Raw genomic sequence first — 22,183 nt, forward strand, 5'->3', positions numbered from 1 at the left:
ACAAGACTGGCTGCCCTGGCCGGAGTGTCGGGGCCCGCTTTTGCGAGGCCCCGCAGGGAGGTTAGTCGATGACCTGCGTTGCGCGGGACATGATGGAGTCCGGAATGGTCACGCCCATTGCCTTGGCTGCACCAAGGTTGACGACGACCTTGAAGCTGTCGGCCTGATCATAGGCGAGAACGGCATCGATCTCGCCGGGCGCCTTGCCTTCAAGAATATCCGCCACCATGTTGCCCGCGATGTGGCCAACGGCAACGTAGTCCAGCCCGACCGAGGCAACGGCTCCGCGTGCAACTCCACCGGTTTCACCGGTGAAAATCGGCAGGTCGACGTCCTGGCCAATCTTCAAGATCGCTTCCAGAGCAGCCACGACGGTGGTGTCGTTGGGGACGTAGACCGCTTCGACTTCACCGATCAGCTTCTTGGTTGCGAGGATGACTTCGTTGGTTGTAGGAGCTGCCGATTCGACAACCTCGATGCCGCGCTCCGCACCCTGCAGCTTGACCTGTTCGAGTGTCGACAGCGAGTTGTCCAGGCCGGGGTTGTAGATGAAGCCGATCTTTTTCAGATCAGGCAGAATTTCCTTGAACATGTCCAGCTGCGCACCGATCGGAGCCGCATCGGACACGCCGGTGACATTGCCGCCCGGCTGCACATACTGCGAAATCAGCTTGGCCTTGATCGGGTCGGTGACGGTCGAAAAGACAATCGGGATATCAGATGTGGCCGCGATCATTGCCTGCGCCGTCGGGGTGGTGATCGGGGCGATCACGTCAGGCGCATCGCCGACGAACTTCTTTGCGATTTGCTGCTGGGTGGGCATGTTGCCGTTGGCGTTCTGATAGTCGATTTCCAGATTTTTGCCTTCGACAAAGCCGCGTTCCGCTAGAGCTTCCAGAATTCCCTGCTTGGTTTCCACAAGCGCGGGCACCTCGACAATGGTCGAAATGGCAACCGATTTTGTATCCGCTGCCAGAGCAGGTGAGCCAACTATGCTTGCGGCCAGGGCAACAGCCCCAAGTGTCACGAAAAATTTCATTTTTTTCCCCTGGTGTTGTGCCGTTGAGCAGTTTTTCTGCTCTTTTGGCGGTTGGTTTGACGTTTCGGCTTGCGCCCATCAGTTCAAGTGTGGTCATATAATGGGCAGATGACACACATAACGGGCCAACAAATGACGGATGTCAAGAAAGAATCTCAGGCTGGAGTTGCCCTTGTCGCCAAGGCGTTTCAGATTCTTGACGCCTTTCAGGCGGATGCGCCGCTATGGTCGCAGGCCGACATGGTTCGCGCAACCGGCCTTAACCGTTCAACGGTCAATCGGCTGATGCGATACCTGGCTGCGAACGGCTATCTGATCCAGAATGCGGCAACAGGACGCTACTCGCTCGGCATCGCGGCAATCGATCTCGGCAACCGCGCAAGTGCCAGCCTGGACCTTCGTGCCTTGTGCAAACCGACGATGGCTAACCTGGCGGCCCAATGCGGCGAGACCGTTGTTCTCAGTATGTTTGATCCAATGGGCATGAAGGCGATATGCGTGGATCAAATCGAAGGCAACCATCGCGGTTTGCGTGTGTTTGAGGAAATCGGGGCCGCGTTTCCATTGCATGCCGGTGCGGCGCCAAAGGCCATCCTCGGGTTCTTGCCAAAGGAAGATCAGGACCGCGTTCTGAGTGGGCCGCTGGAGAAATTCACGGAACACACGCTGTCGACCCCCGAGCAGATACGCCAGGACATTTCAGACACGATCAAGCGGGGCTACTCCGTCTCATCCGAGGAAACCTTCGAGGGGACGATCGGCATTGCCGCGCCCGTACTCGGGCCGTCGCGCAGGGTTGTCGCCAGCATTGCGGTTGCCTTCCCCAAGCTCAGGTCCACGCCCGAGCGCATCGAGACAATCGCAGTCATGGTTCAGAACGCAGCCAGACAAATCTCCAACATTTTGAGTGGCGAGCAGCCATGAAGGGATCAAATCACATGCGGTGTTGGGTCGCCGGCGAAGAGGCCGGACTTTCAAACCTGAAGCTCGAAACAAGGGACAAGCCACGTCCCGAACCCGGCCACGTGGTGATCCGGACCGAAGCCGCGGCATTGAACTTTTCAGACATTCTGATGATCGACGGCAAATACCAGGTCCGCCCAGAGCGTCCGTTTGTGCCGGGCCAGGAGGTGGCGGGCGTTGTGGAAGCCGTTCCCGAAGGCAGCAAGTGGAAGCCTGGCGACCGGGTTGCCGCCAAGGTCTATTGGGGCGGCTTTGCGGAATATGTGCTGTTGCGCGATGACATGGTCATTCCACTCCCCGACAGCATCAGTTTTGCCCAGGGAGCGGCGCTGCCGGTTGTCTACACCACAGCAATGGTCGCCCTGCATCACACGGCCCGGGTCCAGTCCGGCCAGACAGTGCTTGTTCATGCCGCGGCAGGCGGCGTTGGTCTGGCTGCAGTCGAAATCGCGAAAGCCGCGGGAGCCCGCGTCATTGCCACCGCGAGCAGTCCCGGCAAGCTGCAGATTGCCGTTGATCACGGTGCGGACGTGACCATCAATTACCGTGACGACGACTGGAAAGACCAGGTCAAGGCCGCAACCGATGGCAGGGGTGCCGACATCATCGTCGATCCTGTCGGTGGCGATGTCGCCTTGCAGAGCCTGAGGTGTATTGCCCGTGGCGGCACGCTTCTGATTGTCGGGTTTGCATCGGGGAAAATTGCCGAGCTGCCTTCAAATCTTCTGTTGTTGAAGAAGGTCAGCGCACAGGGCGTGATGTGGGATCACAATCTGGACGCCGACATGATCGCGCAGGTCACCCGCCAGATGGTCGATCTGCTGATAGCCGGCAAGATCAACCCGCTCTCCCACCAGGACTACACGCTCGAAGATTTGCCACAGGCGTTGGAGAGCCTGGGAAATCGTGCCTCGACCGGAAAGCTGGTCCTGGGGTTCAACTGCGAAGGAAAACCCGATGGAAAATAGAACAGGCCTGCTGTCCGGGATCCGCGTGCTGGATCTGACACGCGTGATGTCTGGGCCGTTCTGCACGTCGATGCTGGCAGACATGGGGGCCGAGATCATCAAGATCGAAGCTCCCGTGACCGGCGACGAAGCACGCCATTTCGGCCCTTACCAGGAGGATGAAAGCACCTATTTCATGATGCTGAACCGGGCCAAGCAGAGCGTTACGGTCAACCTCAAGTCGCCGGAAGGCATCGAGATCATTCGCGCCCTGATCCCGCAATGCGATGTTCTGGTCGAGAATTTCCGTCCCGGCGTGATGGACAGGCTGGGGCTTGGTGCCGAGCAGGTTCGCGCCTTGAACCCGAGCATGATTTACGCCAGCATTTCCGGGTTCGGACAGGAAAGCCCGCTGGCCGACTGGCCGGCATTCGACCTGGTTATCCAGGCAATGAGCGGGATCATGAGCCTGACTGGTCCCAAGGGTGGCCCCGCAACCGCGGTGGGTGAATCCATTGCCGATGTCGCGACCGGCATGTTTGGCGCCTTTGGCATCGTCGCTGCCCTGTTTGACCGCGAACGCAGCGGCAAGGGTCATACGCTGGATGTGGCGATGCTCGATTCCGTGATGGCCATGCAGCTGACCGGTCTGTCGCGGCAGCTCTATTCCGGGGATACGCCCCGGCCTGCCGGCAACCGCCATCCCGTTACCTACCCGGTCGACAGCTTTCCCACGTCGAACGGCGACATCGTGATGGTCTGCTTTTCGAATGCGAGTTTCGTCGCGCTTTGCGAATTGATGGGCAAACCGGAACTGGCCGAAGATCCCCGCTTTTCTACCAATGCCGCACGCAACGAGAACGAAGAGGAATTGCGCGGCCTGATCTCCGGCTGGACGGCCGCACAGGACCAGGCGGAACTGGTGTCGCGGCTTCAGGCGGCCCGTATTCCCGCCGGTCCGGTCTGGACCCTGGCGCAATTGGCCGGATCCGAACATGTTGAAGCGCGCGAGATGGTGCGCCAGGCAGAGCATCCCAGATTTGGGACGGTGCCGGTTGTTGAGCAGCCCGTCCGGGTCGCGGGACAGAAACCGCGTGCAGATCAATTCGTGCCCACGCTGGGCCAGCATACCGATGTGATCCTGACCAGGATGGCCGGAAAGACTGCCGATGAAATCGCCAGCCTTCGGAAGAACAAGGCGATATGAGCAAGAGTGAAACATGACCAATCCAATTCCGAACAGCCGTGAAATCCGTGCCCCTCGCGGCACAACGCTGACTGCCAAATACTGGCAGACCGAAGCACCGTTGCGCTTGTTGATGAACAATCTCGATCGCGATGTGGCCGAGCGTCCGAACGATCTCGTGGTCTATGGCGGCATCGGCCGGGCGGCACGCAACTGGCCCGCATTTGATGAAATCGTCAGCCAGTTGAAAACTCTCGAACTGGACGAAACGCTTCTGGTGCAATCGGGCAAGCCTGTCGGTGTGCTCAAGACCCACCGCCGTGCGCCGCGGGTCCTGATCGCCAACGGCAATCTGGTGCCGAAATGGGCGACCTGGGAAAAGTTCAACGAACTCGATCGCCTTGGCCTGACGATGTATGGCCAGATGACAGCCGGGTCATGGCTCTATATCGGCTCGCAGGGGATTGTTCAGGGAACCTACGAGACCTTCACCGAGATCGCGCGGCGCCATTTCGATGGCGACCCTTCGGGCCGGCTCATCGTGTCGGGAGGCCTGGGCGGCATGGGCGGTGCACAGCCGCTGGCCGCGACGATGGCAGGCTTCAACGCAATCGTGGCCGAGTGCCAGCCGGGCAAGATAGAATTCCGCCTGCGGTCTGGCTACCTGGATGCCAAGGCTGAAACATTGCCCGAGGCTATGCGCATGATTGCCGAAGCCAATGCGGACGGCCGGCCTTTGTCGGTTGGCGTGCTGGCCAATGCTGTCGATATGCTTGGAGAGATGGAGCAGGCCGGGATCGTTCCTGATGTCGTGACGGACCAGACTTCCGCCCATGACCCGGTTCACGGCTACCTGCCGCAAGGCTGGAGCGTCGCAAAATGGGAAGCATGCCAGCAGTCTGATCCTGATATGGTCAGCTCCGAAGCCAGGAAAACCATGATCGAGCATGTCGCCTTGATGCAGCGTTTTCGCGCGGCCGGGGCGACGGTGTTCGAGTATGGCAACAATCTGCGTGCGATGGCCGAACAGGCTGGAGCGAAAGACGCTTTCTCATTCCCCGGCTTCGTCGAAGCCTATGTCCGGCCGCTGTTCTGCGAAGGCAAGGGGCCGTTCCGCTGGGTGGCCCTGTCCGGTGATCCGGAAGACATTTACAAGACCGATGCCAAGGTCAAGGAACTGATGCCGGATGATGCGCCGTTGCACAACTGGCTCGACAAGGCGCGCAAGCATATCCAGTTTCAGGGGCTTCCTGCCCGTATCTGCTGGGTCGGTCTTGGCGACCGGGACCGGCTTGGTCTTGCATTCAACGAGATGGTAAAGACCGGTGAACTCAGCGCACCCGTCGTGATCGGCCGTGACCACATGGACAGCGGCTCGGTGGCAAGCCCCAACCGGGAAACCGAAGGGATGAAGGACGGATCAGACGCCATCTCGGACTGGCCGATCCTGAATGCCCTGCTGAATGCGGCAAACGGTGCGACCTGGGTGTCCTTTCATCATGGCGGCGGCATGGGCATGGGATATTCCCAGCACTCCGGCATCGCGTTGCTTGCCGACGGTTCTGACGAAGCTGCCGAGATGATCGGGCGGACACTCTGGAACGACCCCGCAAGCGGTGTCATACGCCATGCTGACGCCGGATATGAGACCGCGATAGAGTGCGCGCAGAAGCATGGGCTGAACATTCCGATGCTGAACCAACATTCATAGCCGAGCTGATGCTCCTCTTAGTCTGAGGGGTGTCGTAGCCATGAAGTCATGAGCTGCGGTAATCGCCCACGAACCGTCCGCCGGCCAGGGCTGGCGAGCTTGATTGGCGGCTTTGGCCGTGACCGCCCGCAACCGTTGTGGGCGGTGTCTTCATGCAGCACTATGCCGCCAAGCCGGTTCGGCCGGGCAAGATCCGGATAACTCGTATCACACCGGAAACGGGCTGTTTGTCAGACCGTTCCGTGGCGCCTGCCGCACTACTCGGCTCGAATACAGGCGACCTGGCGTCCGGCCACGCTGCGTTCCGGCGGGATTGCCTTGGCGCATTCCGGTATCGCGATCGGACAGCGCGGATGGAATGCGCAGCCGCTGGGGATATCGAGCGGGGAGGGCAATTCGCCTTCCAGCCGTACGCGCTCGCGTTTCATGGCCGGATTGGCCACCGGCGTCGCCGACAGCAAGGCCTTGGTATAGGGATGCTTCGGATCGGCAAACACGGTTTCCGCGGACCCCGATTCCACCGGACGGCCGAGATACATCACCATCACCTCGTCGGCGATATGTTTGACCACCGACAGGTCGTGGCTGATGAACAGGTAGGCGAGGCCGAATTCCTTCTGCAGATCGATCAGCAGGTTGAGCACCTGCGCCTGGATCGACAGGTCGAGCGCCGACACGGGTTCGTCGAGCACCAGCACTTTCGGATTCAGCATCAGCGCCCGGGCAATGGCAATGCGCTGCCGCTGGCCGCCTGAAAACATGTGCGGGTAGCGGTCATAATGCTCCGGCCTCAACCCCACCCGCTGCATCATGGCGCGGGCCTTCTGTTGCCGCGTCGCAGCGTCGTCACCGGTATTGACCTTGAGTGGTTCCTCGAGAATGTCCCCGACCTTCTGGCGCGGATTGAGCGAGCCATAGGGGTTCTGAAACACGATCTGTACGGTCCGCCGGAGGCTCTTGTCGGTCAGCGATGCCGGCTTGCCGTCAATCGTCAGCGTGCCTGAACTCGGCTCTTCGATCATGGTGACGAGGCGGGCAAGCGTTGACTTGCCGCAGCCTGACTCCCCCACCACGGCAAGCGTCTTGCCGGGGCTGAGGTCGAAGCTGACGCCGTTGAGTGCACGCACCAGCGCCGGCTTGCCGAACATGCCGCGCTTGACTTCGTAGGTGCGGGTCAGGTCGGTGGCGTGAATAACCGTGCTCATGCCAGCACCTCCCGTGCCGGGGTGCTGTCAGCGGGAACGCCGTTGGCAAGGGGATGGTTGCACAAGGCGAGCCCCATTTCCGGACCCTGCCGCACCGCACCGGCGCGGCAACTGTCAGTCGCAAACGTGCATCGCGGCTCGAACAGGCATCCCGCCGGCCGGTCGAACTGACCGGGCACAACACCGGGAATTGATGGCAGATGTCCGCGCCCGGTGGCCCGTTCGGGCAGGGCCGAAAGCAATGCCGCGGTGTAGGGATGATGCGGATCGGCAAACAGCTCTTGCACGCTCTGCTCCTCGACCTTCTGGCCGGCATATTGCACCTGAACCCGGTGCGCCATCTGCGCCACCACGCCCATGTCGTGGGTGATCAGAACCAGCGCCATGTCGAATTCGGCGCACAGGTCGCGCAGCAGATCGAGGATCTGTGCCTGGATGGTCACATCCAGCGCCGTCGTCGGCTCGTCTGCAATCAGCAGCTTGGGTCGGCACGAGGCGGCCATGGCGATCATCACCCGCTGGCTCATGCCACCCGACAACTGGTGCGGAAAGGCCGACAGCCGCTGCTCGGGCGAGGGAATGCCCACCGCCCGCATCAGCTCGATCGCCCGGGCCTTGCGCTCGGCGCGGCCAAGCCGGGTATGGCGCTTGAGCATCTCGCCGATCTGGAAGCCGACCGTAAAGCACGGATTGAGGCTCGACATCGGCTCCTGGAAGATCATGGCGATGTCGCGGCCGATGATGCTGCGCTTGTCGCGCGCGGACATGGTCAGCAGATCCTTGCCGTCAAAGCGCATGACGTCGGCTGTCACCGATGCGGTGTCGGGCAACAGCCCCATCAGTGCCAGCATCGCCACTGATTTTCCGGATCCGGATTCACCGACGATCGACAGGATTTCGCGACCATCGACATTCAGGTCAACTCCGTCCACAGCGCGGAATGGTCCGGACGCGGTGTCGAAGCTGACGGTCAGGTTCTTGATTTCGAGCAGGGACATCAGCTTTTCTTCAGTTTCGGATCGAGCGCGTCACGCAGACCGTCGCCCATCAGATTGATCGCCAGCACGGTGACCAGGATCGCCACGCCGGGGAAGGTGACCACCCACCAGGCCCGCAGGATGAACTCGCGCGCCTCGGCCAGCATGGTGCCCCATTCAGGCGTCGGCGGCTGTGCACCCATGCCGAGGAAGCCCAGCGCCGCGGCGTCGAGGATCGCCGAGGAAAACGACAGCGTTGCCTGCACGATCAAAGGCGCCAGGCAATTGGGAAGAATGGTCAGGAACATCAGCCGCAGCTTGCCGGCGCCCGCTACCCGTGAAGCGATGACATATTCCCGGTCACGCTCCGACATCACCGAGGCGCGGGTCAGCCGGACAAAATGCGGCTGCAGGATCAGCGCGATGGCAATCATCGCATTGAGCAGGCCGGGGCCCAGAATGGCCACCAGCACCAGCGCCAGCAACAGCGACGGAAACGCCAGGATCACATCCATGATGCGCATGATCACGGTGTCGACCCAGCCGCGGAAATAGCCGGCGATCAGGCCGATCAGCACGCCGCTGGAAACCGAAAGCACCACCACGAACAGCCCAATGAACAGCGAAAACCGTGATCCGTACATCAGCCGGGACAGGATATCCCGGCCCACGGCATCGGTTCCCAGCAGATAGCTCATGTTGCCGCCCTCCTGCCAGAACGGCGGCAGCAGAAAGGCTTCGCGGTTCTGAACGCTCGGCGAATGCGGCGCGATCAGAGGTGCGAAAATTGCAACGAAAACGACGATGGAGAACACCACGAGGCCAATCACGGCACCGCGGTTCTGGCTGAAATAATACCAGAACTCGGAAAACCGGCCGCGGCGCAGCGGCGTCTGGTCGGGGGAAGCAACTGTTGTGTCAGTCATGGCCCACCCTCAATGTCTGATGCGTGGGTTGATCAGCCCGTAAAGCAAATCAACGATGAGATTGACGACCATGATGACGCCGGCGATCAACAGCAAGCCGCCCTGCACCACGGAGTAATCGCGTTTGAACACCGAATCGACCATCCACTTGCCGATACCCGGCCAGGAGAAGATCGTCTCGGTCAGAATGGCGCCGGCCAGCAGAACGCCGACCTGCAGGCCGATGGTGGTGATCACCGGGATCAGCGCGTTGCGCAGCGCATGCACCCCGATCACCCGCCGGGGCGGCAGACCCTTGGCGCGCGCGGTGCGGACATAATCCTCACCCAGCACCTCCAGCATTGCCGAACGCGTCTGCCGGGCAATCACGGCCAGCGGGATCGTGGCCAGCACGATGGTCGGCAGCACCAGATGGCTCACGGCCGATTTGAAGGCGCCGGACTGACCCGACAGCAGACTGTCGATCAGCATGAAGCCGGTCACCTGCGGAAAGAAATAGATCAGCGAGATCCGCCCCGACACCGGGGTCCACTGCAAAATGCCGGAAAACAGGATGATCAGCAAAAGCCCCCACCAGAAGATCGGCATCGAATAGCCGACCAGCGCCGTGCCCATCAGGCTCTGATCAATCCAGGAACCGCGTTTGACGGCGGCAACCACACCGGCGGGAATGCCGATCAAGGTCGCCAGGATGATGGCGCAAAGCGCCAGTTCGATGGTCGCCGGGAAAAGGGTCAGGAACTCGTCAAGCACCGGCCGCTTGGTGACGATCGAGGTGCCGAAGTCGCCATGCAGGATGTCGACGAGATAATTGTAGTACTGGACCGGGATCGACTTGTCGAAACCGAGCATCGCCTGCAGTTCCGCATAGCGTTCGGGGTCGACGCCGCGCTCACCGGCAAGCAGCATGATCGGATCGCCCGGCAGCAGCCGGATGAAGGCGAAGGCCACAATCGAAACCCCGATGAAAGTCGGGATCAGCAGGCCTACACGTTTAAGGAAAAATCGGAACATATGATCAATGGTAACGGGGGCGTCTGAACAACGCCCCCGTCTTTCCTGTTGGGGTTATTCGGCGATATCGACGCCGGTGAACCAGTGGCCGCCGAGGGGATCCATCACGTAGCCGCTGACCTTCTTGCTCATCGGCATGAAGACCACGGAATGGGCGATGGTGGCCCACGGTGCTTCGCGCTTGAAGACAACCTGTGCCTCTTCGTACAGCTTGGTCCGTTCGGCCTTGTCGGAAACTGTCTTGGCCTTCTGGATCAGCGCTTCGAACTCGTCATTGCACCATTGTGCACGGTTCGAGCCGCCAACACCGTCACAGCCCAGCAGCACGGCGAGGAAGTTGTCCGGATCGCCGTTGTCGCCGGTCCAGCCGAGCAGCACTGCGCCGTCGCGGTCCTTGGCCTTGGACTTGTCGAGATACTCGCCCCATTCATAGGAAACGATCTCGACATTGACGCCGATCTTCGAGAAGTCTTCCTGCATCACCTCGGCCATGCGGCGGGCGTTGGGGTTGTAGGGACGCTGCACCGGCATCGCCCAGATCTTCATCGACAGATCCTTCACGCCTTCGGCCTCAAGCATTGCCTTGGCGGCTTCAGGATCAAACGGGTCGTCTTCGATGTCCTTGTTGTAGGACCACATGGTCGGCGGGATCGGGTTCTTGGCAGCCTGGCCGGAGCCCTGGAACACGGCGTCCAGAATGGCCTGCTTGTTGATCGCCATGTTGAGCGCCTTGCGAACCTTGGCGTTGTCGAACGGCGCAACCATCGTGTTGTAGGCCAGGTAGCCGACATTCAGGCCTTCCTGTTCCATCACCACAAGATCTTCATTCGCCTTGAGTGATTCCAGATCTGCGGGGTTCGGATAAGGTGCGATATGGCATTCGCCGGCCATCAGCTTCTGCTGACGCACGGATGCGTCGGTGGTGATGGCAAACACCAGATCATCGATCTTTTCCTTGCCTGCCCAGTAGTCCGGATGCGCCTTGTAGCGGATCACGGCGTCGGGCTGATAGGCCACGAACTGGAACGGGCCGGTGCCGACCGGCTTCTGGTTGAGATCTGAGGCCTTGCCGTCAGCTGCGAGCTTGTCGGCATATTCCTTTGACATGATCGAGGCAAAATCCATCGCCATGTTGGCGATAAACGGCGCTTCTGGACGATTGAGCACGAACTTGACCGTCATGTCGTCGACCTTTTCGATCGACTTCAGCAGGTCCGGCATCGACATGCCGTTGAAATATTCCCAGCTCGCACCTTCAACATACTTGTTGAAGGGATTGTCTTCCTTGAGCTGGCGCTCGAACGAGAAAATCACATCGTCGGCATTGAGGTCGCGCGTCGGCGTGAAGTAGTCGGTGGTGTGAAACTTCACACCGGGGCGCAGCTTGAAGGTGTATTCAAGGCCATCGTCGGAGACTTCGTAGCTCTCGGCCAGGCCGGGCTTGGTCTCGGTGGTGCCGATGTTGAATTCGACCAGGCGGTTGTAGATGTTCTTCGACGCGGCGTCGAAGGTCGTTCCCGAGGTGTAGAGCGCGGGATCGAAACCTTCCGGCGACCCTTCCGAGCAATAGACCAGTGTCTTGGCTTGCGCCGCAGATGCAAACATCGCTGCGAGCGCGGTCGTGGCCAGAAGTAACTTGAACTTTTTCATGGCGCATCCCCTATGGTTGTACGCGTAATTCGTTTTTTCACCGGGGACCGGACTTCCCGCCCCCCAGCTTGCGGTGATCAAATGCCAATCATCTAATCAATGCAAGCTTCGATCATTTCTTTTTCAGAGGCATTCGCGCAATTGTTTGAAATGGGATGGTCATTAGGCCGTTTGGAATCGATTTTCGGCCCGGTTTTGGTGGTCATCGCGTTATTTGGGTGCGGTCCGGGCGGTTTTTGTGCTCGGATCGGCTTGAACCTGGATTCCGGCCTTTGATGCTTCGGAGTTTCCCGCTGGACGCAGAGTGTGACAGTTTTCTTCGCCGCTCCAGTAAACTGGCGTTGCAATTGCATGGCGAGTGCAGGCCAAACCGGACCAATCCCGGCCTGGCTCACGCTCGGGTCGGGACGGCAGATTTAGCTCCAAGGTCCTTCAGGCCGGGCTCAGTGCGCGCGGCATCGCAGGGGCGAAAGCTTCACTTGATCTGCGGCAGTGATTGGAACTGGTGAAACGGCGGAGGCGACGACAGCGTCCATTCCAGGGTGGTTGCGCCCGTGCCCCACGGGTTGTCTCCCGCGACGCGCTTCCTGATGAAGGCTTCGATCACCGTGATGATAAAGAAGACCAGGCCCAATGCTGAAACATAGGAGCCGATCGAGGACACGAAATTCCAGCCGGCAAAGCCGTCGGGATAGTCGACGTAACGGCGCGGCATGCCGGCAAGGCCAAGAAAATGCTGCGGGAAAAACACGAAGTTGACGCCGATGAACATGAGCCAGAAATGCGTTTTGGCAAGCACGGAATTGTAGAGGTAGCCGGACATTTTCGGGAACCAGTAGTACCAGGCGGCGAAGATGGCGAAGGCCGAGCCCAGCGACAGCACGTAGTGGAAATGGGCGACAACGTAATAGGTGTCGTGCAAGGGCCGGTCGAGACCGGCGCTGGCGAGCTGAACGCCGGTGACGCCGCCGACGGTGAACAGGAAGATGAAGCCGATCGCCCACAGCATGGGGGTGCGGAAGGAAATCGACCCACCCCACATTGTAGCCAGCCAGGAAAACACCTTCACACCGGTCGGCACCGCGATGACCATCGATGCAACCATGAAATAGCGCTGGGAACCGATCGAGAGGCCAACTGTGAACATGTGGTGCGCCCAGACGATGAAGCCGATCAGGCCGATGGCGAGCATCGCGTAGACCATGCCGAGGTAACCGAAGACCGGCTTGCGCGAGAAGGTCGAGACGACCTGGCTGACAATGCCGAAAGCCGGCAGGATCATGATGTAGACTTCAGGATGGCCGAAGAACCAGAACAGATGCTGGTAGAGGATCGGATCGCCGCCACCCTCGGGGGCAAAGAAGGTGGTGCCAAAGTTGCGGTCGGTCAGAAGCATGGTGACCGCACCGGCAAGCACCGGCAATGAAAACAACAGCATGAAGGCTGTCACCAGCATGGCCCAGGCAAACAGCGGCATCTTGTGCAGGGTCATGCCCGGCGCGCGCATGTTGAAGATGGTGGTGATGAAGTTGATCGCGCCCAGGATCGACGAGATGCCCGACAAGTGAATCGACAAGATGACAAAATCGACCGCAGGTCCGGGCTGCCCTGCGGTCGAATAGGGCGGGTAGAGGGTCCACCCGCCTCCGTGCCCCGGTGTTCCAGGTGCTCCCTCCACAAACATCGAGACGATGAAGAGCACGAATGCGACCACCAGGAGCCAGAACGAAATGTTGTTCAGGCGTGGAAACGCCATGTCGGGTGCGCCGATGAGGATCGGGACGAACCAGTTGCCGAAGCCGCCGATCAGCGCCGGCATGAGGACGAAGAAGATCATCACCAGCCCATGGGCGCTGACGACGACGTTGTAGGCACCCGGATCGCCAAATATCTGCATCCCGGGTTGCTGCAGCTCCATCCGCATGAGGACGGACAGCCCGGTTCCAAACAGCCCGGCAAGGATGGAAAACAGCAGGTAGAGCGTGCCGATATCCTTGTGGTTGGTCGAAAATGCCCACCGCCTGAAAAACGGCGGCTTGTGGTCTTCCTGAAGCGTGGTGGGGTTTGGTGATTTGCTGTGGGTGGCAGTCTCGTCGTGCATCGTCCTCTCCGTCACACGTTGACACCACGGCAACGGTCCTGCCGCGGATCGGCTTGACGATGATGAACCGTCCAAAGCGGCAAGACAAATGGAATTAAATGCCCGATTAATGCAAAATTGTTGCTATTAACGGGATCGCATTCAATGCGTTGAAATGCCGGCGAACCTTTTCGGTTCTGCCGCATCCAATGGTCAGGGTGCCTGGAAACGCACCCGGCAATCATTGGAAAGGAAACGACATGAAAAGCCCACTCCCGCTGTTGACGATGGCGCTGGCACTGGCCGTGACACCTGCACTTGCCCATGACGAAAAAGCGCTGATGAATGCCCCTCCGGACGGGCCCTACGTGCAAGTCAGCGATGTGTTGCCGCTGCCCGAGTTCCTTCCCGGCCTGGGAACGCTTTTTGTCAATCCGGACACCCTGCCGGCCGGACCCTTCCTGGCCTATGATCACGATGGCAAGTTGTCCGCGACGGTGTACATGACGCCGTTGAAGGCGCTGGCGGGCGGCACGTCCTATGACGGTCTCGGTATCGGATCGCACACGGTCTCCAGTGTCGATATCTACTACAATGCCGGTCATCCTGGCGTGGAAGAACCGCATGCCCACGTGGTGCTCTTTCACGATGAGGGTGCAAAATCGCGACTGGCGAAATGATGCCGTCGCGCAGGGCGTTTCTCGGCTTTGGGGGCGGCGCGCTTGCCGCCCTTCTGGTGGTGCCGCGCCGTTCGGTGGCGGCACCGGTCGCGGTGATCGAGATGCGTGGAACCGCGCGCGGCGAACGTATCTGGTTTTCACCGCAGGGCCTTGCTGTCGCGGCCGGTACGACCATACGGATTATCAATCGTGATCCCGGCAACTCTCACACTGCCACCGCCTATCACCCTTCGCTGTATGGCCGCATGCGCAGGATTCCAGCGGCGGCGATGCCCTGGGACAGCGATTTCCTGTTGCCGGGCGACATGTTCGAGATCAAGCTGAGCGTGCCGGGTGTCTATGATTACTACTGCATCCCGCACGAGATGGGCGGCATGGTCGGCCGGATTGTTGTGGGCCAGCCGGATGATCCCGGATGGGAGGGGCCTGCCGCCGACACAGGGGATGTGATGCCCGAGGCGCTGGCTGCCCTGCCTTCGGTGGAAGATATTCTCGCCAGCGGACGCGTGGAAAGGAAACCGGCAGCATGACGACAAATGTCAATCAAGCCTCTGACCATGCGTCCTGGTCGTCATTGCCGGAGCCGGATCTGATCGCCAGGGCGCGAATGAAGGAAGAAGCGGCAATCCGCGAACTGATCCGGCGGTTGAATCCACGGCTGTTCCGGATCGCACGCGGAATCGTGTCCAGCGATGCAGAGGCGGAGGAGGTGGTTCAGGAGGCCTATCTCGCCGCCTTTACCGGGCTGGAACGCTTTGACGGGAGGGCGCGGTTTTCAACCTGGATCACCCGTATCGCCATCAACACGGCATTGATGCGTACAAGGCGTGCGCGCCCGGAAGAGGAATACGACACAGTGTCCGAAGAGAACAACGGCAATATTCTCAGGTTCGTCGGCGGGAGCGAGACGCCTGAAGCGAATTTCGGCCGAACCCAGATCAGCGGCATTCTTGAAGCGACGGTGGCTGGTTTGACACCCGAGCTGCGGCTGCCGTTCCTGCTGCACGAGGTCGAGGGAATGAAGATCCGCGACATCGCGCGCGATCTGTCACTCAACCCCATTACCGTCAAAACCCGCCTGTTTCGCGCCCGGCGCCAGTTGCGTGCGGCACTGGAGGAACGGTTGCAGGGTGGGTTCGGCAGCATCTTTCCGTTCGATGGCGCCCGCTGTGCGCACATGGCAGACACGGTTGTCGCGCGCCTTGTTTCAAAGGGTGAACTCTAGGCCCCACGCCAGCGGGAACAATCTTCTGGCGAAGGTCTAGCTGTTTGACTTGTCCACGGGCGAAACCGGAGCGGCTTCCGGGTTCAGTATGCGGACGGCAGCGCCTTCGAGGTCCTCATACTGGTTCGTGTGCAGGCTCCACAGAAAGGCACCCAGCCCGACGACGCCGAGGCTGATCGAGATCGGGATCAGGAACAGGTAATTCATTCGGCCAACTCCTCGGGGCGCAGCGCCACCCATGCGTGCCAGGTTCCGTGTCCGAGCAGGGGGAAAATGACGATCATGCTCAGCAGTCCCGTCACCGCGCACATGGCAAAGCCGAGGGCAACGATCATGCCCCAGGGCAGCACCACGCGCAGATTGTGTGTTGTCAGCGCGAACGATGTGCCCAGCGCGGTCAGCGCATCGGTGCGGCGGTCGAGCAGCATCGGAATTGAGAAAAGGCTGATCGCCATGGCGAAGGCCGCGAACAGGCCGCCCACCGCCGAGCCAGTCAGGATCAGCGCCCATCCGCGCGGCGTTGTCAGAAGCTGGTTCAGGATATGATCAAAACCGGGAAACGGCAGCAGGCCGAAAAACAACGCGTAAAGCAGGTCTGCCGCCCTGAGCCACACCATTACCAGAAGGCACAGCATCAGGCCTGCAAAAGCCAGCTGGGCGCCCGAACGCGGACGCACCAGCAGCATGTCGGCAAGGCTGACCTTCTCGCCGCGCTGCAGCTTGCGGCTCTTCTCGTAAAGTCCAATGGCGACAAGCGGGCCGATGACCAGAAAGCCCGACAGGGCCGGAAAGATCAGCCACAGCAGGTCGGCCACAACCAGTCCCCAGATCACCAGCACCGAGAGGGCAAAACTGGCCAGGCCGTAGATCAGGCTCTGAAGCGGGTTGTGACGAAAGTCCGCCCATCCGGCCGCAAGCCAGGACAGTGCCGCCGTGGCCGGCAGATGCCGGGCAAAGCCGCGGTCGGGGCGGATCGGAGGCTGGACGGCGGGAAGGGGGTCAAGCATGGCAACCTCGTTCAACAGCCTGCGGCAGCGGCAGGTTTGGCTGGATTGACCGGAACGCAACCGGGGTGAGAGCGGGTGGCGAGCGAAACGAACTGCCAGTTCGCCGCGATCACCAGTGCGATGGCTGCGGCGGCGGCCAGTCCGGCAAGGAGGCGTGGCGAAAGTGTCATTGGGCTCTCTCCGGCATGGTCTCGACATACAGCGCCAGCATGCGGATATCGGCGGTGCTCAGGCGATGCTGCCAGGTCGGCATGTGGCCCTGGCGCCCATTCATCAGCGTCTGCCAGATGCTTGCCGCATCGCCACCGTAGATCCAGGCTGCATCGGTGAGGTTTGGCGCGCCGGTGCCTTCGACACCACGGGCGTCTTCGCCGTGGCAGGCTGCGCAATTTTCCTGAAACAGCATTGCAGCTTCCGATGGATCGCCGGGGATGACGCCGTTTGAAAGCGTCTGGACATAGCGTGTCATCATGCCGATCTGGGCGCGGTCGAGCATCTCGTCACGGCCGAAGGCGGGCATCTGGGCAAAGCGGCTGTCGGGGTGGTCGCTGTTGATGCCGACGGTAATGGTCTCGGCGATGTCTGCCGCCGTCCCGCCCCAGATCCAGGTGTTGTCGGAAAGCCGCGGAAATCCCGGGCCACCGGTTCCGCCCTTGCCGTGGCAGGGCTCGCAGTTCTGACCGAAGATCGGGGCTGCGGTTTCCAGCGCCCGGGCCATCAGGTCCGGATCGGCGCGGATGGCGTCAAAATCCAGTGTGGTCATCTGCGCCATCCAGTCGGCCCGCGCGGTGTTGGCCGCGGCGATGTCTGCGGCCAGATCCGTCTTCTGATCGATCCCGAGCACACCCTTGGTAAAGGTGCGTCCGAGCGGCCAAGTCGGCAGCAGGATCCATCCGACCAGGGCCGCAAGGTGGGTGATTATGATGAAGATGATCACCGCGCGCGGAATCGGCGAGTTGAGTTCCTTGATGCCGTTCCAGTCATGCCCGGTGGTGGTGTAGCCGGTAACCGGATCGCGTTCTATTTTCGACATGGCTGATCCTCCTGTTCGAGAACCGAGCGTGCGGCATGGTCCGCCAGGGCCTTGCTCGAGGGACGGTAGGTATGGATCACGACGATGATGAAGAACCCCATCAGGTAAAACAGGCCGAAGGATTTGGCGATCATCACCATGAGGTCATGGCTCGGGGACATCACTCAGCCTCCTTCTGCTCGGTGGTGTAAGCGGCCTGGGTCATCTGACCGAGAATCTGCAGGTAGGAGATCAGCGCATCCAGCTCTGTCACGGTCTTCCGAGACGAAAAGCGGCGCATGTTGGTCGCCTCGCCATAGCGCTCGGCAACGCCGCTGGCGCCATCGCTGTCAGGGCTGGCCTGTGCCAGCGCATCCGCAGAGGCATTCTCGATCATGGCGTCGGTATAGGGCACGCCCAGCGTCCGGAGTGTCGACAGATGTGCGCCCAGTTCGGAGACATCGAGCCCGGTTTGGGCCAGCCACGGATAGGCCGGCATGATCGAGCTGGGCACCACGTCGCGCGGATTGTTGAGGTGTGCGACATGCCATTCGTCGGAATATTTGCCGCCCAGCCGCGCGATGTCCGGGCCGGTTCGCTTGGAGCCCCACAACATCGGATGGTCATATTGCGATTCCGCCGCCAGCGAGTAGGGGCCGTAGCGTTCGACCTCATCGCGCAGGGTGCGGATCATCTGGCTGTGGCAGGCATAGCAGCCTTCGCGGATGTAGATATTGCGTCCCGCCAGCTCGAGCGGGGTGTAGACCCGCATGTCCGGTGTGGTCTCCACGGTCTGGTCGATGGTGAACAGCGGTGCGATCTCGACCAGGCCGCCGACACTGGCGGCGGCGATGATGCCGACAACCAGCCAGATGGACTTCTTTTCAAGATTGTAGTGGGCTTTGAACAGAGACATGGCTTCACTCCGCTCCCTGCAATGCGAGTGGACGATCGGGTGCCTCGCCGCGGACACCGCGGACCGTCAGCCAGATGTTGACCGCCCCGACACAGATCCCGGCGAGGAACAGCACGCCGCCAAGGAAGCGGGCGATGTAGTAGGGGTGCATCGCATCGATGCTCTCGATGAAGGAATAGTTGAGCGTTCCAGCCGCATTGTAGGTCCGCCACATCAGACCCTGGGTGATGCCGGCGTTCCACAGCGAAAAGACGTAAGTCAGCAGGCCGGCAAGGGCGAGCCAGAAATGCCATTCGACGAGCTTGGCGGAATACATTCCGCTGCGGCCCCAGATCAGCGGCACGGTCGAATAGAAGGCGCCGAAGGTGACCATTGCCAGCCAGCCGAGCGCGCCGGAATGCACATGGCCAATGGTCCAGTCGGTGTAATGCGACAGTGCGTTGACCGGACGGATTGCCATGAACGAGCCCTCGAAAGTCGACAGCCCGTAAAACACCGCCGCCACGAACATGAAGCGCAGCGTTGCGTCATCGCGGACCCGTCCCCATGCCCCGTTCAGGGTGGCAATCGCATTGCCTGCCGAAGCCCAGCTCGGCACCAGAAGCATGATCGAAAAGGTCATGCCCAGCGTCTGCACCCAGTGCGGCAGGGCCGTGTAATGGAGATGGTGGGAGCCGACCCAGAGATAGAAGAAGGTGATGCCCCAGAAGCTGAGGATCGACAGCCGGTAGGAATAGATCGGCCGCTGCGCCCTGACCGGCAGGTAGTAGTAGAGCATCCCCAGGAAGCCCGAGGTCATGAAGAAGGCGACGGCGTTGTGGCCGTACCACCATTGCACCATCGCGTCCTGAACGCCGGAGAATGCCGGGTAGCTCTTGGCGCCGGCAAAGCTCACCGGCAGGGCGAAGCCGTTGACGATGTGCAGCACGGCGACCACGACGATGAAGGCAAGATAATACCAGTTGGCCACATAGATATGCGGCTCGGCCCGGCGCGCGAGCGTGCGCAGATAGAGCACCAGATAGGCAACCCAGACCACCACCAGCCAGATGTCTGCATACCACTCGGGCTCTGCATATTCCTTGGACTGGGTGACACCCATCATGTAGCCGGTGACCGACCAGATGAGAAACAGGTTGTAGCCGACCAGCACGAACCAGGGGCTCAACTGATCGGCAAGCCGGGTGCGGCTGGTGCGCTGCATGACATGGAACGAGGTGGCAATCAGGGCATTGCCGCCAAAAGCGAAGATCACGCCGGTGGTGTGCACCGGGCGGATCCGGCCATAGCTCATCCAGGCGTGGCCGAAGGTGGCGTCCGGCCAGACCATCAGGGCTGCAACCCAAAGGCCGATCCCCATGGCAAACAGCCCCCAGACCATGGCAAGAGCGATACCGACCTTGGTCGGGTCGTCGTAATATTGCTGCAGCCTGCCCGGGTCGGACTGCGGTTTTTCCAGCACACTGGCCACGGCAATGAACAGCGCCGCGCCGAGCGCCACCGCCATGAACCCGTGGACTGCCATCGGGCCCTGTTTTGCCGCGATCGCCATCGTCAGACCCAGCAGCGTCAGCAGTATCGCAAGGACTGCACCCAACTGACGTTCGGTTCGGGACAATTGTGCAATCATTGGAATTTCCTTGTCAGGCAATGTGGGCCGGCGCGCATAAGGGTTGTCTTGGTTGACCTGATCCCGGTGGAATTCAAATCCGGACGCATCGGTGTCCGCATTGGCGTGCGGAGGCCTGAGCCGGAGAGAAAGTCCGTCGAATTGGGCCTCTCAATTAATAGGTATTTGAAATACCTATTATCATGATCGCCCCCTGATGCAAGCCTCCAGGCAATGGCGTTCCGGGATGGGGAGCGGCTGGCATCGCTGTACCGGTGGTCGTGCCCGACCCCGGTCAAATCCCGGGCAGGCCTCATGGTCATGGCTTTGAACCTTCCGACGGGGTGGCCGCGGGCGAGAGCCGGCCCAAAAGGTGGATGGACAGTGCAACGAGAGCGGCTGCCTTGATGATTTCGATGCCGATATAGGCAACATGATGCCAGCCGGCGGGCGCAGGCGCCCCTGAAATGATCGCTTCAACCCGTGCATCGAGAATGGGCAACAGCCAGAACGTCTCGGCAATGAGGATTGCAACAAGGCCCGCAGCGAGCAAGCCGGACAGCGTTCTGCGTCGGCAGGCGAGAAGCGACAGGATCAGCAGCAGTGCCATCCCCCATTCGATCCTGGAGAACAGCGAGAAAGTCGCCCTGCCGATTTCGAGCGCCACCGGCAGGCTGAGCGACGGGGCTTCGAATTTCACCGGCGTGGCAATGAAGGAAACGCCGAGCAACATGCCGAGCCAGAGGATCGCGACAAAGGCGGCAGCCGCTTCCGGCAGCTTCATGATGGTGTGACGTTTCATGTCTGGCTCCTGTCTGGGGAATAATGGGCTGGCCGTCTTTGCACGTCTCATCCACCCGGCCGGTGCATCGCCTGCGGCAGCGGGATGTCGCCATAATCGACACTAGACCGACGCAGGACCTCTCCCGCTTCGCTGACCTGCAAGCGGACGCGCCGCCCCTGGTAGAAGAAGCTCAAACGGTAGGCGCCGGCATCGTCTCCAACCCCGGTTTCACACAGGCTGGTGATTGCGCCGTCGCGCATCAGTTTCGGAACGTCTTCCGGCGCCACGTTAAGGAGGGGGCCGATAAGCGTTGCATCGATGACAATGCCGCCATCTTCAATTTCGATTGTCATGTCATCCTGCCTTTGTTGAAACATTGCATCCGACCGGCGGCGCGTGCCGGGCCAGACGATGAAGCAGCGCGTTGAGCCTGCTCCATCCGCGTGGGTCGGAATGACGCAAGCCGGCGCAGGCCTGGCCCGCAAGCCGGCAGGCCGCGTCGACCTGCCCGGAGGACGCCAGAGCCTCAAGGCTTGTCACCAGCAGCCTGACCAGCCCGTCCTGATCGAGCGGCATGCTGGAAGCTGGCGCGGATTGGCCGCTGCGTGGAATGCCGGTTTTGCTCATCAGTAAATTCCCAGGTGCTGCTTGGCCTCGGGGCTCATCATGTCCGGTTCCCACCGTGGCTCGTAGGTCAGCTCCACCTGCACTTTCTTGACGCCTTCGACGGCCCCGGCGCGATCCTGAACGCCCTGCTTGAGATAGTTCGTCGCCGGGCATCCGGGCGTCGTCGTGGTCATGGCAACGGTCGTCGCGCCGTTGGCTTCAACCACCACATCATAGATGAGGCCGAGATCGACGATGTTGTAGCCAAGTTCCGGATCGATGACCTCGCGCAGCGATGTCATGATCTGGTCGACAAATGCGCTGGTCTCGCCGTCTTTCCCGCCCGGCGTTTTTCGTGCCGGGCGCATCACCGGGGCATTCGCCATGAAGTGTTCCATGATCGTGCCCAGCAATGCCGGCTTCAGATGCTGCCAATCGCCGGCGGACTTGGTGATGATGATGCAGTCGTAACCGAACGCAATGGCCGCCACCCCCGGAATGCCGAACAGGCGCTGGGCCAGCGGTGATGCCGCGGCTTCGTCGCGATCGGCAAATTCGATGGTTCCGGAAACATACACCTCCCTGCCGGGAATGAATTTCAGCTTCGAGGCGTCGGGCATCGGTTCGGTCTGGATGAACATCGCTC

The 22,183-nt window shown here is 60.9% G+C and carries 25 protein-coding genes; 7 read left to right on the forward strand and 18 right to left on the reverse strand.

Annotation, left to right across the window (positions count from 1 at the left end; genetic code table 11):
• Nucleotides 1–61: 61 nt before the first annotated feature.
• Nucleotides 62–1,039 carry an ABC transporter substrate-binding protein gene (locus tag WNY80_RS07510; RefSeq protein ID WP_342886723.1) on the reverse strand — a complete coding sequence of 326 codons (978 nt, stop codon included), beginning with the start codon at nt 1,037–1,039 and terminating at the stop codon, nt 62–64.
• A gap of 69 nt (nt 1,040–1,108) precedes the next feature.
• Between WNY80_RS07510 and WNY80_RS07515 the strand changes: the two genes are divergently transcribed.
• The 4 genes from WNY80_RS07515 to hutU are packed head-to-tail and all read left to right on the forward strand — an operon-like array spanning nt 1,109 to nt 5,846.
• On the forward strand, nt 1,109–1,963 hold the full coding sequence (locus tag WNY80_RS07515) for an IclR family transcriptional regulator (RefSeq protein WP_342886724.1): 855 nt from the start codon (nt 1,109–1,111) through the stop codon (nt 1,961–1,963).
• A 14-nt stretch (nt 1,964–1,977) separates the two neighbouring features.
• Nucleotides 1,978–2,970: an NADPH:quinone oxidoreductase family protein gene (locus tag WNY80_RS07520; RefSeq protein WP_342886725.1), complete on the forward strand. Its 993-nt coding sequence runs from the start codon at nt 1,978–1,980 to the stop codon at nt 2,968–2,970.
• On the forward strand, nt 2,960–4,156 hold the full coding sequence (locus WNY80_RS07525) for a CoA transferase (RefSeq protein ID WP_342886726.1): 1,197 nt from the start codon (nt 2,960–2,962) through the stop codon (nt 4,154–4,156). The genes WNY80_RS07520 and WNY80_RS07525 overlap by 11 nt, the downstream gene beginning before the upstream one ends.
• 13 nt (nt 4,157–4,169) lie before the next feature.
• On the forward strand, nt 4,170–5,846 hold the full coding sequence (gene hutU, locus WNY80_RS07530; RefSeq protein WP_342886727.1) for a urocanate hydratase: 1,677 nt from the start codon (nt 4,170–4,172) through the stop codon (nt 5,844–5,846).
• Nucleotides 5,847–6,103: 257 nt separating this feature from the next.
• On the opposite strand, the gene WNY80_RS07535 is transcribed toward hutU, so the two are convergent.
• The 6 genes from WNY80_RS07535 to ctaD all read right to left on the reverse strand — a co-directional run bounded on the left by WNY80_RS07535 (nt 6,104) and on the right by ctaD (nt 13,719).
• On the reverse strand, nt 6,104–7,051 hold the full coding sequence (locus tag WNY80_RS07535; protein ID WP_342886728.1) for a peptide ABC transporter ATP-binding protein: 948 nt from the start codon (nt 7,049–7,051) through the stop codon (nt 6,104–6,106).
• Complete coding sequence (locus tag WNY80_RS07540) at nt 7,048–8,049, reverse strand: ABC transporter ATP-binding protein (protein WP_342886729.1); 1,002 nt, start codon at nt 8,047–8,049, stop codon at nt 7,048–7,050. Before WNY80_RS07540 ends, WNY80_RS07535 begins: the two co-directional genes overlap by 4 nt.
• The gene (locus WNY80_RS07545) at nt 8,049–8,954 is read right to left on the reverse strand and encodes an ABC transporter permease subunit (protein WP_342886730.1); all 906 of its coding nucleotides are present in this window, start codon (nt 8,952–8,954) and stop codon (nt 8,049–8,051) included. Before WNY80_RS07545 ends, WNY80_RS07540 begins: the two co-directional genes overlap by 1 nt.
• Nucleotides 8,955–8,963: 9 nt before the next feature.
• On the reverse strand, nt 8,964–9,968 hold the full coding sequence (locus tag WNY80_RS07550; protein WP_342886731.1) for an ABC transporter permease subunit: 1,005 nt from the start codon (nt 9,966–9,968) through the stop codon (nt 8,964–8,966).
• Between the two features lie 54 nt (nt 9,969–10,022).
• The gene (locus WNY80_RS07555; protein ID WP_342886732.1) at nt 10,023–11,618 is read right to left on the reverse strand and encodes an ABC transporter substrate-binding protein; all 1,596 of its coding nucleotides are present in this window, start codon (nt 11,616–11,618) and stop codon (nt 10,023–10,025) included.
• Between the two features lie 475 nt (nt 11,619–12,093).
• Nucleotides 12,094–13,719 carry a cytochrome c oxidase subunit I gene (gene ctaD / locus WNY80_RS07560; protein WP_342886733.1) on the reverse strand — a complete coding sequence of 542 codons (1,626 nt, stop codon included), beginning with the start codon at nt 13,717–13,719 and terminating at the stop codon, nt 12,094–12,096.
• 239 nt (nt 13,720–13,958) lie between these two features.
• Here ctaD and WNY80_RS07565 point away from each other — a divergent pair, with 239 nt between their 5' ends.
• Genes WNY80_RS07565 through WNY80_RS07575 form a run of 3 tightly spaced genes read left to right on the forward strand, consistent with a single transcriptional unit; the run spans nt 13,959 to nt 15,603 of the window.
• Nucleotides 13,959–14,378 carry a hypothetical protein gene (locus WNY80_RS07565; protein ID WP_342886734.1) on the forward strand — a complete coding sequence of 140 codons (420 nt, stop codon included), beginning with the start codon at nt 13,959–13,961 and terminating at the stop codon, nt 14,376–14,378.
• The gene (locus WNY80_RS07570) at nt 14,378–14,908 is read left to right on the forward strand and encodes a plastocyanin/azurin family copper-binding protein (RefSeq protein ID WP_342886735.1); all 531 of its coding nucleotides are present in this window, start codon (nt 14,378–14,380) and stop codon (nt 14,906–14,908) included. The genes WNY80_RS07565 and WNY80_RS07570 overlap by 1 nt, the downstream gene beginning before the upstream one ends.
• Nucleotides 14,905–15,603: an RNA polymerase sigma factor gene (locus WNY80_RS07575; RefSeq protein ID WP_342886736.1), complete on the forward strand. Its 699-nt coding sequence runs from the start codon at nt 14,905–14,907 to the stop codon at nt 15,601–15,603. The genes WNY80_RS07570 and WNY80_RS07575 overlap by 4 nt, the downstream gene beginning before the upstream one ends.
• A gap of 36 nt (nt 15,604–15,639) precedes the next feature.
• Here the strand turns inward: WNY80_RS07575 and ccoS are convergent, their stop codons facing one another.
• The 11 genes from ccoS to WNY80_RS07630 all read right to left on the reverse strand — a co-directional run bounded on the left by ccoS (nt 15,640) and on the right by WNY80_RS07630 (nt 22,178).
• Nucleotides 15,640–15,810 (reverse strand): cbb3-type cytochrome oxidase assembly protein CcoS, encoded by a 171-nt coding sequence (gene ccoS, locus WNY80_RS07580; protein ID WP_342886737.1) that lies wholly within the window; start codon nt 15,808–15,810, stop codon nt 15,640–15,642.
• On the reverse strand, nt 15,807–16,610 hold the full coding sequence (locus tag WNY80_RS07585) for a DUF2189 domain-containing protein (RefSeq protein ID WP_342886738.1): 804 nt from the start codon (nt 16,608–16,610) through the stop codon (nt 15,807–15,809). The genes ccoS and WNY80_RS07585 overlap by 4 nt, the downstream gene beginning before the upstream one ends.
• An 11-nt stretch (nt 16,611–16,621) precedes the next feature.
• A complete protein-coding gene (locus WNY80_RS07590) occupies nt 16,622–16,780 on the reverse strand; it encodes a hypothetical protein (RefSeq protein WP_342886739.1) in 159 nt (52 codons plus the stop codon).
• A complete protein-coding gene (gene ccoP / locus WNY80_RS07595) occupies nt 16,777–17,643 on the reverse strand; it encodes a cytochrome-c oxidase, cbb3-type subunit III (RefSeq protein ID WP_342886740.1) in 867 nt (288 codons plus the stop codon). The genes WNY80_RS07590 and ccoP overlap by 4 nt, the downstream gene beginning before the upstream one ends.
• Nucleotides 17,631–17,804: a cbb3-type cytochrome c oxidase subunit 3 gene (locus WNY80_RS07600; RefSeq protein WP_342886741.1), complete on the reverse strand. Its 174-nt coding sequence runs from the start codon at nt 17,802–17,804 to the stop codon at nt 17,631–17,633. The genes ccoP and WNY80_RS07600 overlap by 13 nt, the downstream gene beginning before the upstream one ends.
• Complete coding sequence (gene ccoO, locus WNY80_RS07605) at nt 17,804–18,538, reverse strand: cytochrome-c oxidase, cbb3-type subunit II (RefSeq protein WP_342886742.1); 735 nt, start codon at nt 18,536–18,538, stop codon at nt 17,804–17,806. Before ccoO ends, WNY80_RS07600 begins: the two co-directional genes overlap by 1 nt.
• 4 nt (nt 18,539–18,542) lie before the next feature.
• On the reverse strand, nt 18,543–20,165 hold the full coding sequence (ccoN, locus tag WNY80_RS07610; RefSeq protein ID WP_342886942.1) for a cytochrome-c oxidase, cbb3-type subunit I: 1,623 nt from the start codon (nt 20,163–20,165) through the stop codon (nt 18,543–18,545).
• A gap of 301 nt (nt 20,166–20,466) precedes the next feature.
• The gene (locus tag WNY80_RS07615) at nt 20,467–20,949 is read right to left on the reverse strand and encodes a DUF4149 domain-containing protein (RefSeq protein ID WP_342886743.1); all 483 of its coding nucleotides are present in this window, start codon (nt 20,947–20,949) and stop codon (nt 20,467–20,469) included.
• 47 nt (nt 20,950–20,996) lie between these two features.
• Nucleotides 20,997–21,284, reverse strand: coding sequence for a DUF6522 family protein (locus tag WNY80_RS07620; protein WP_342886744.1), 288 nt, complete (start codon nt 21,282–21,284; stop codon nt 20,997–20,999).
• 1 nt (nt 21,285) lies between these two features.
• Complete coding sequence (locus WNY80_RS07625; RefSeq protein WP_342886745.1) at nt 21,286–21,558, reverse strand: hypothetical protein; 273 nt, start codon at nt 21,556–21,558, stop codon at nt 21,286–21,288.
• A complete protein-coding gene (locus WNY80_RS07630; protein ID WP_342886746.1) occupies nt 21,558–22,178 on the reverse strand; it encodes a NifU N-terminal domain-containing protein in 621 nt (206 codons plus the stop codon). Before WNY80_RS07630 ends, WNY80_RS07625 begins: the two co-directional genes overlap by 1 nt.
• Nucleotides 22,179–22,183 lie beyond the last annotated feature (5 nt).

It is taken from the genome of Hoeflea sp. AS16 (assembly GCF_038900095.1).
Classification (GTDB): Bacteria; Pseudomonadota; Alphaproteobacteria; order Rhizobiales; family Rhizobiaceae; genus Hoeflea.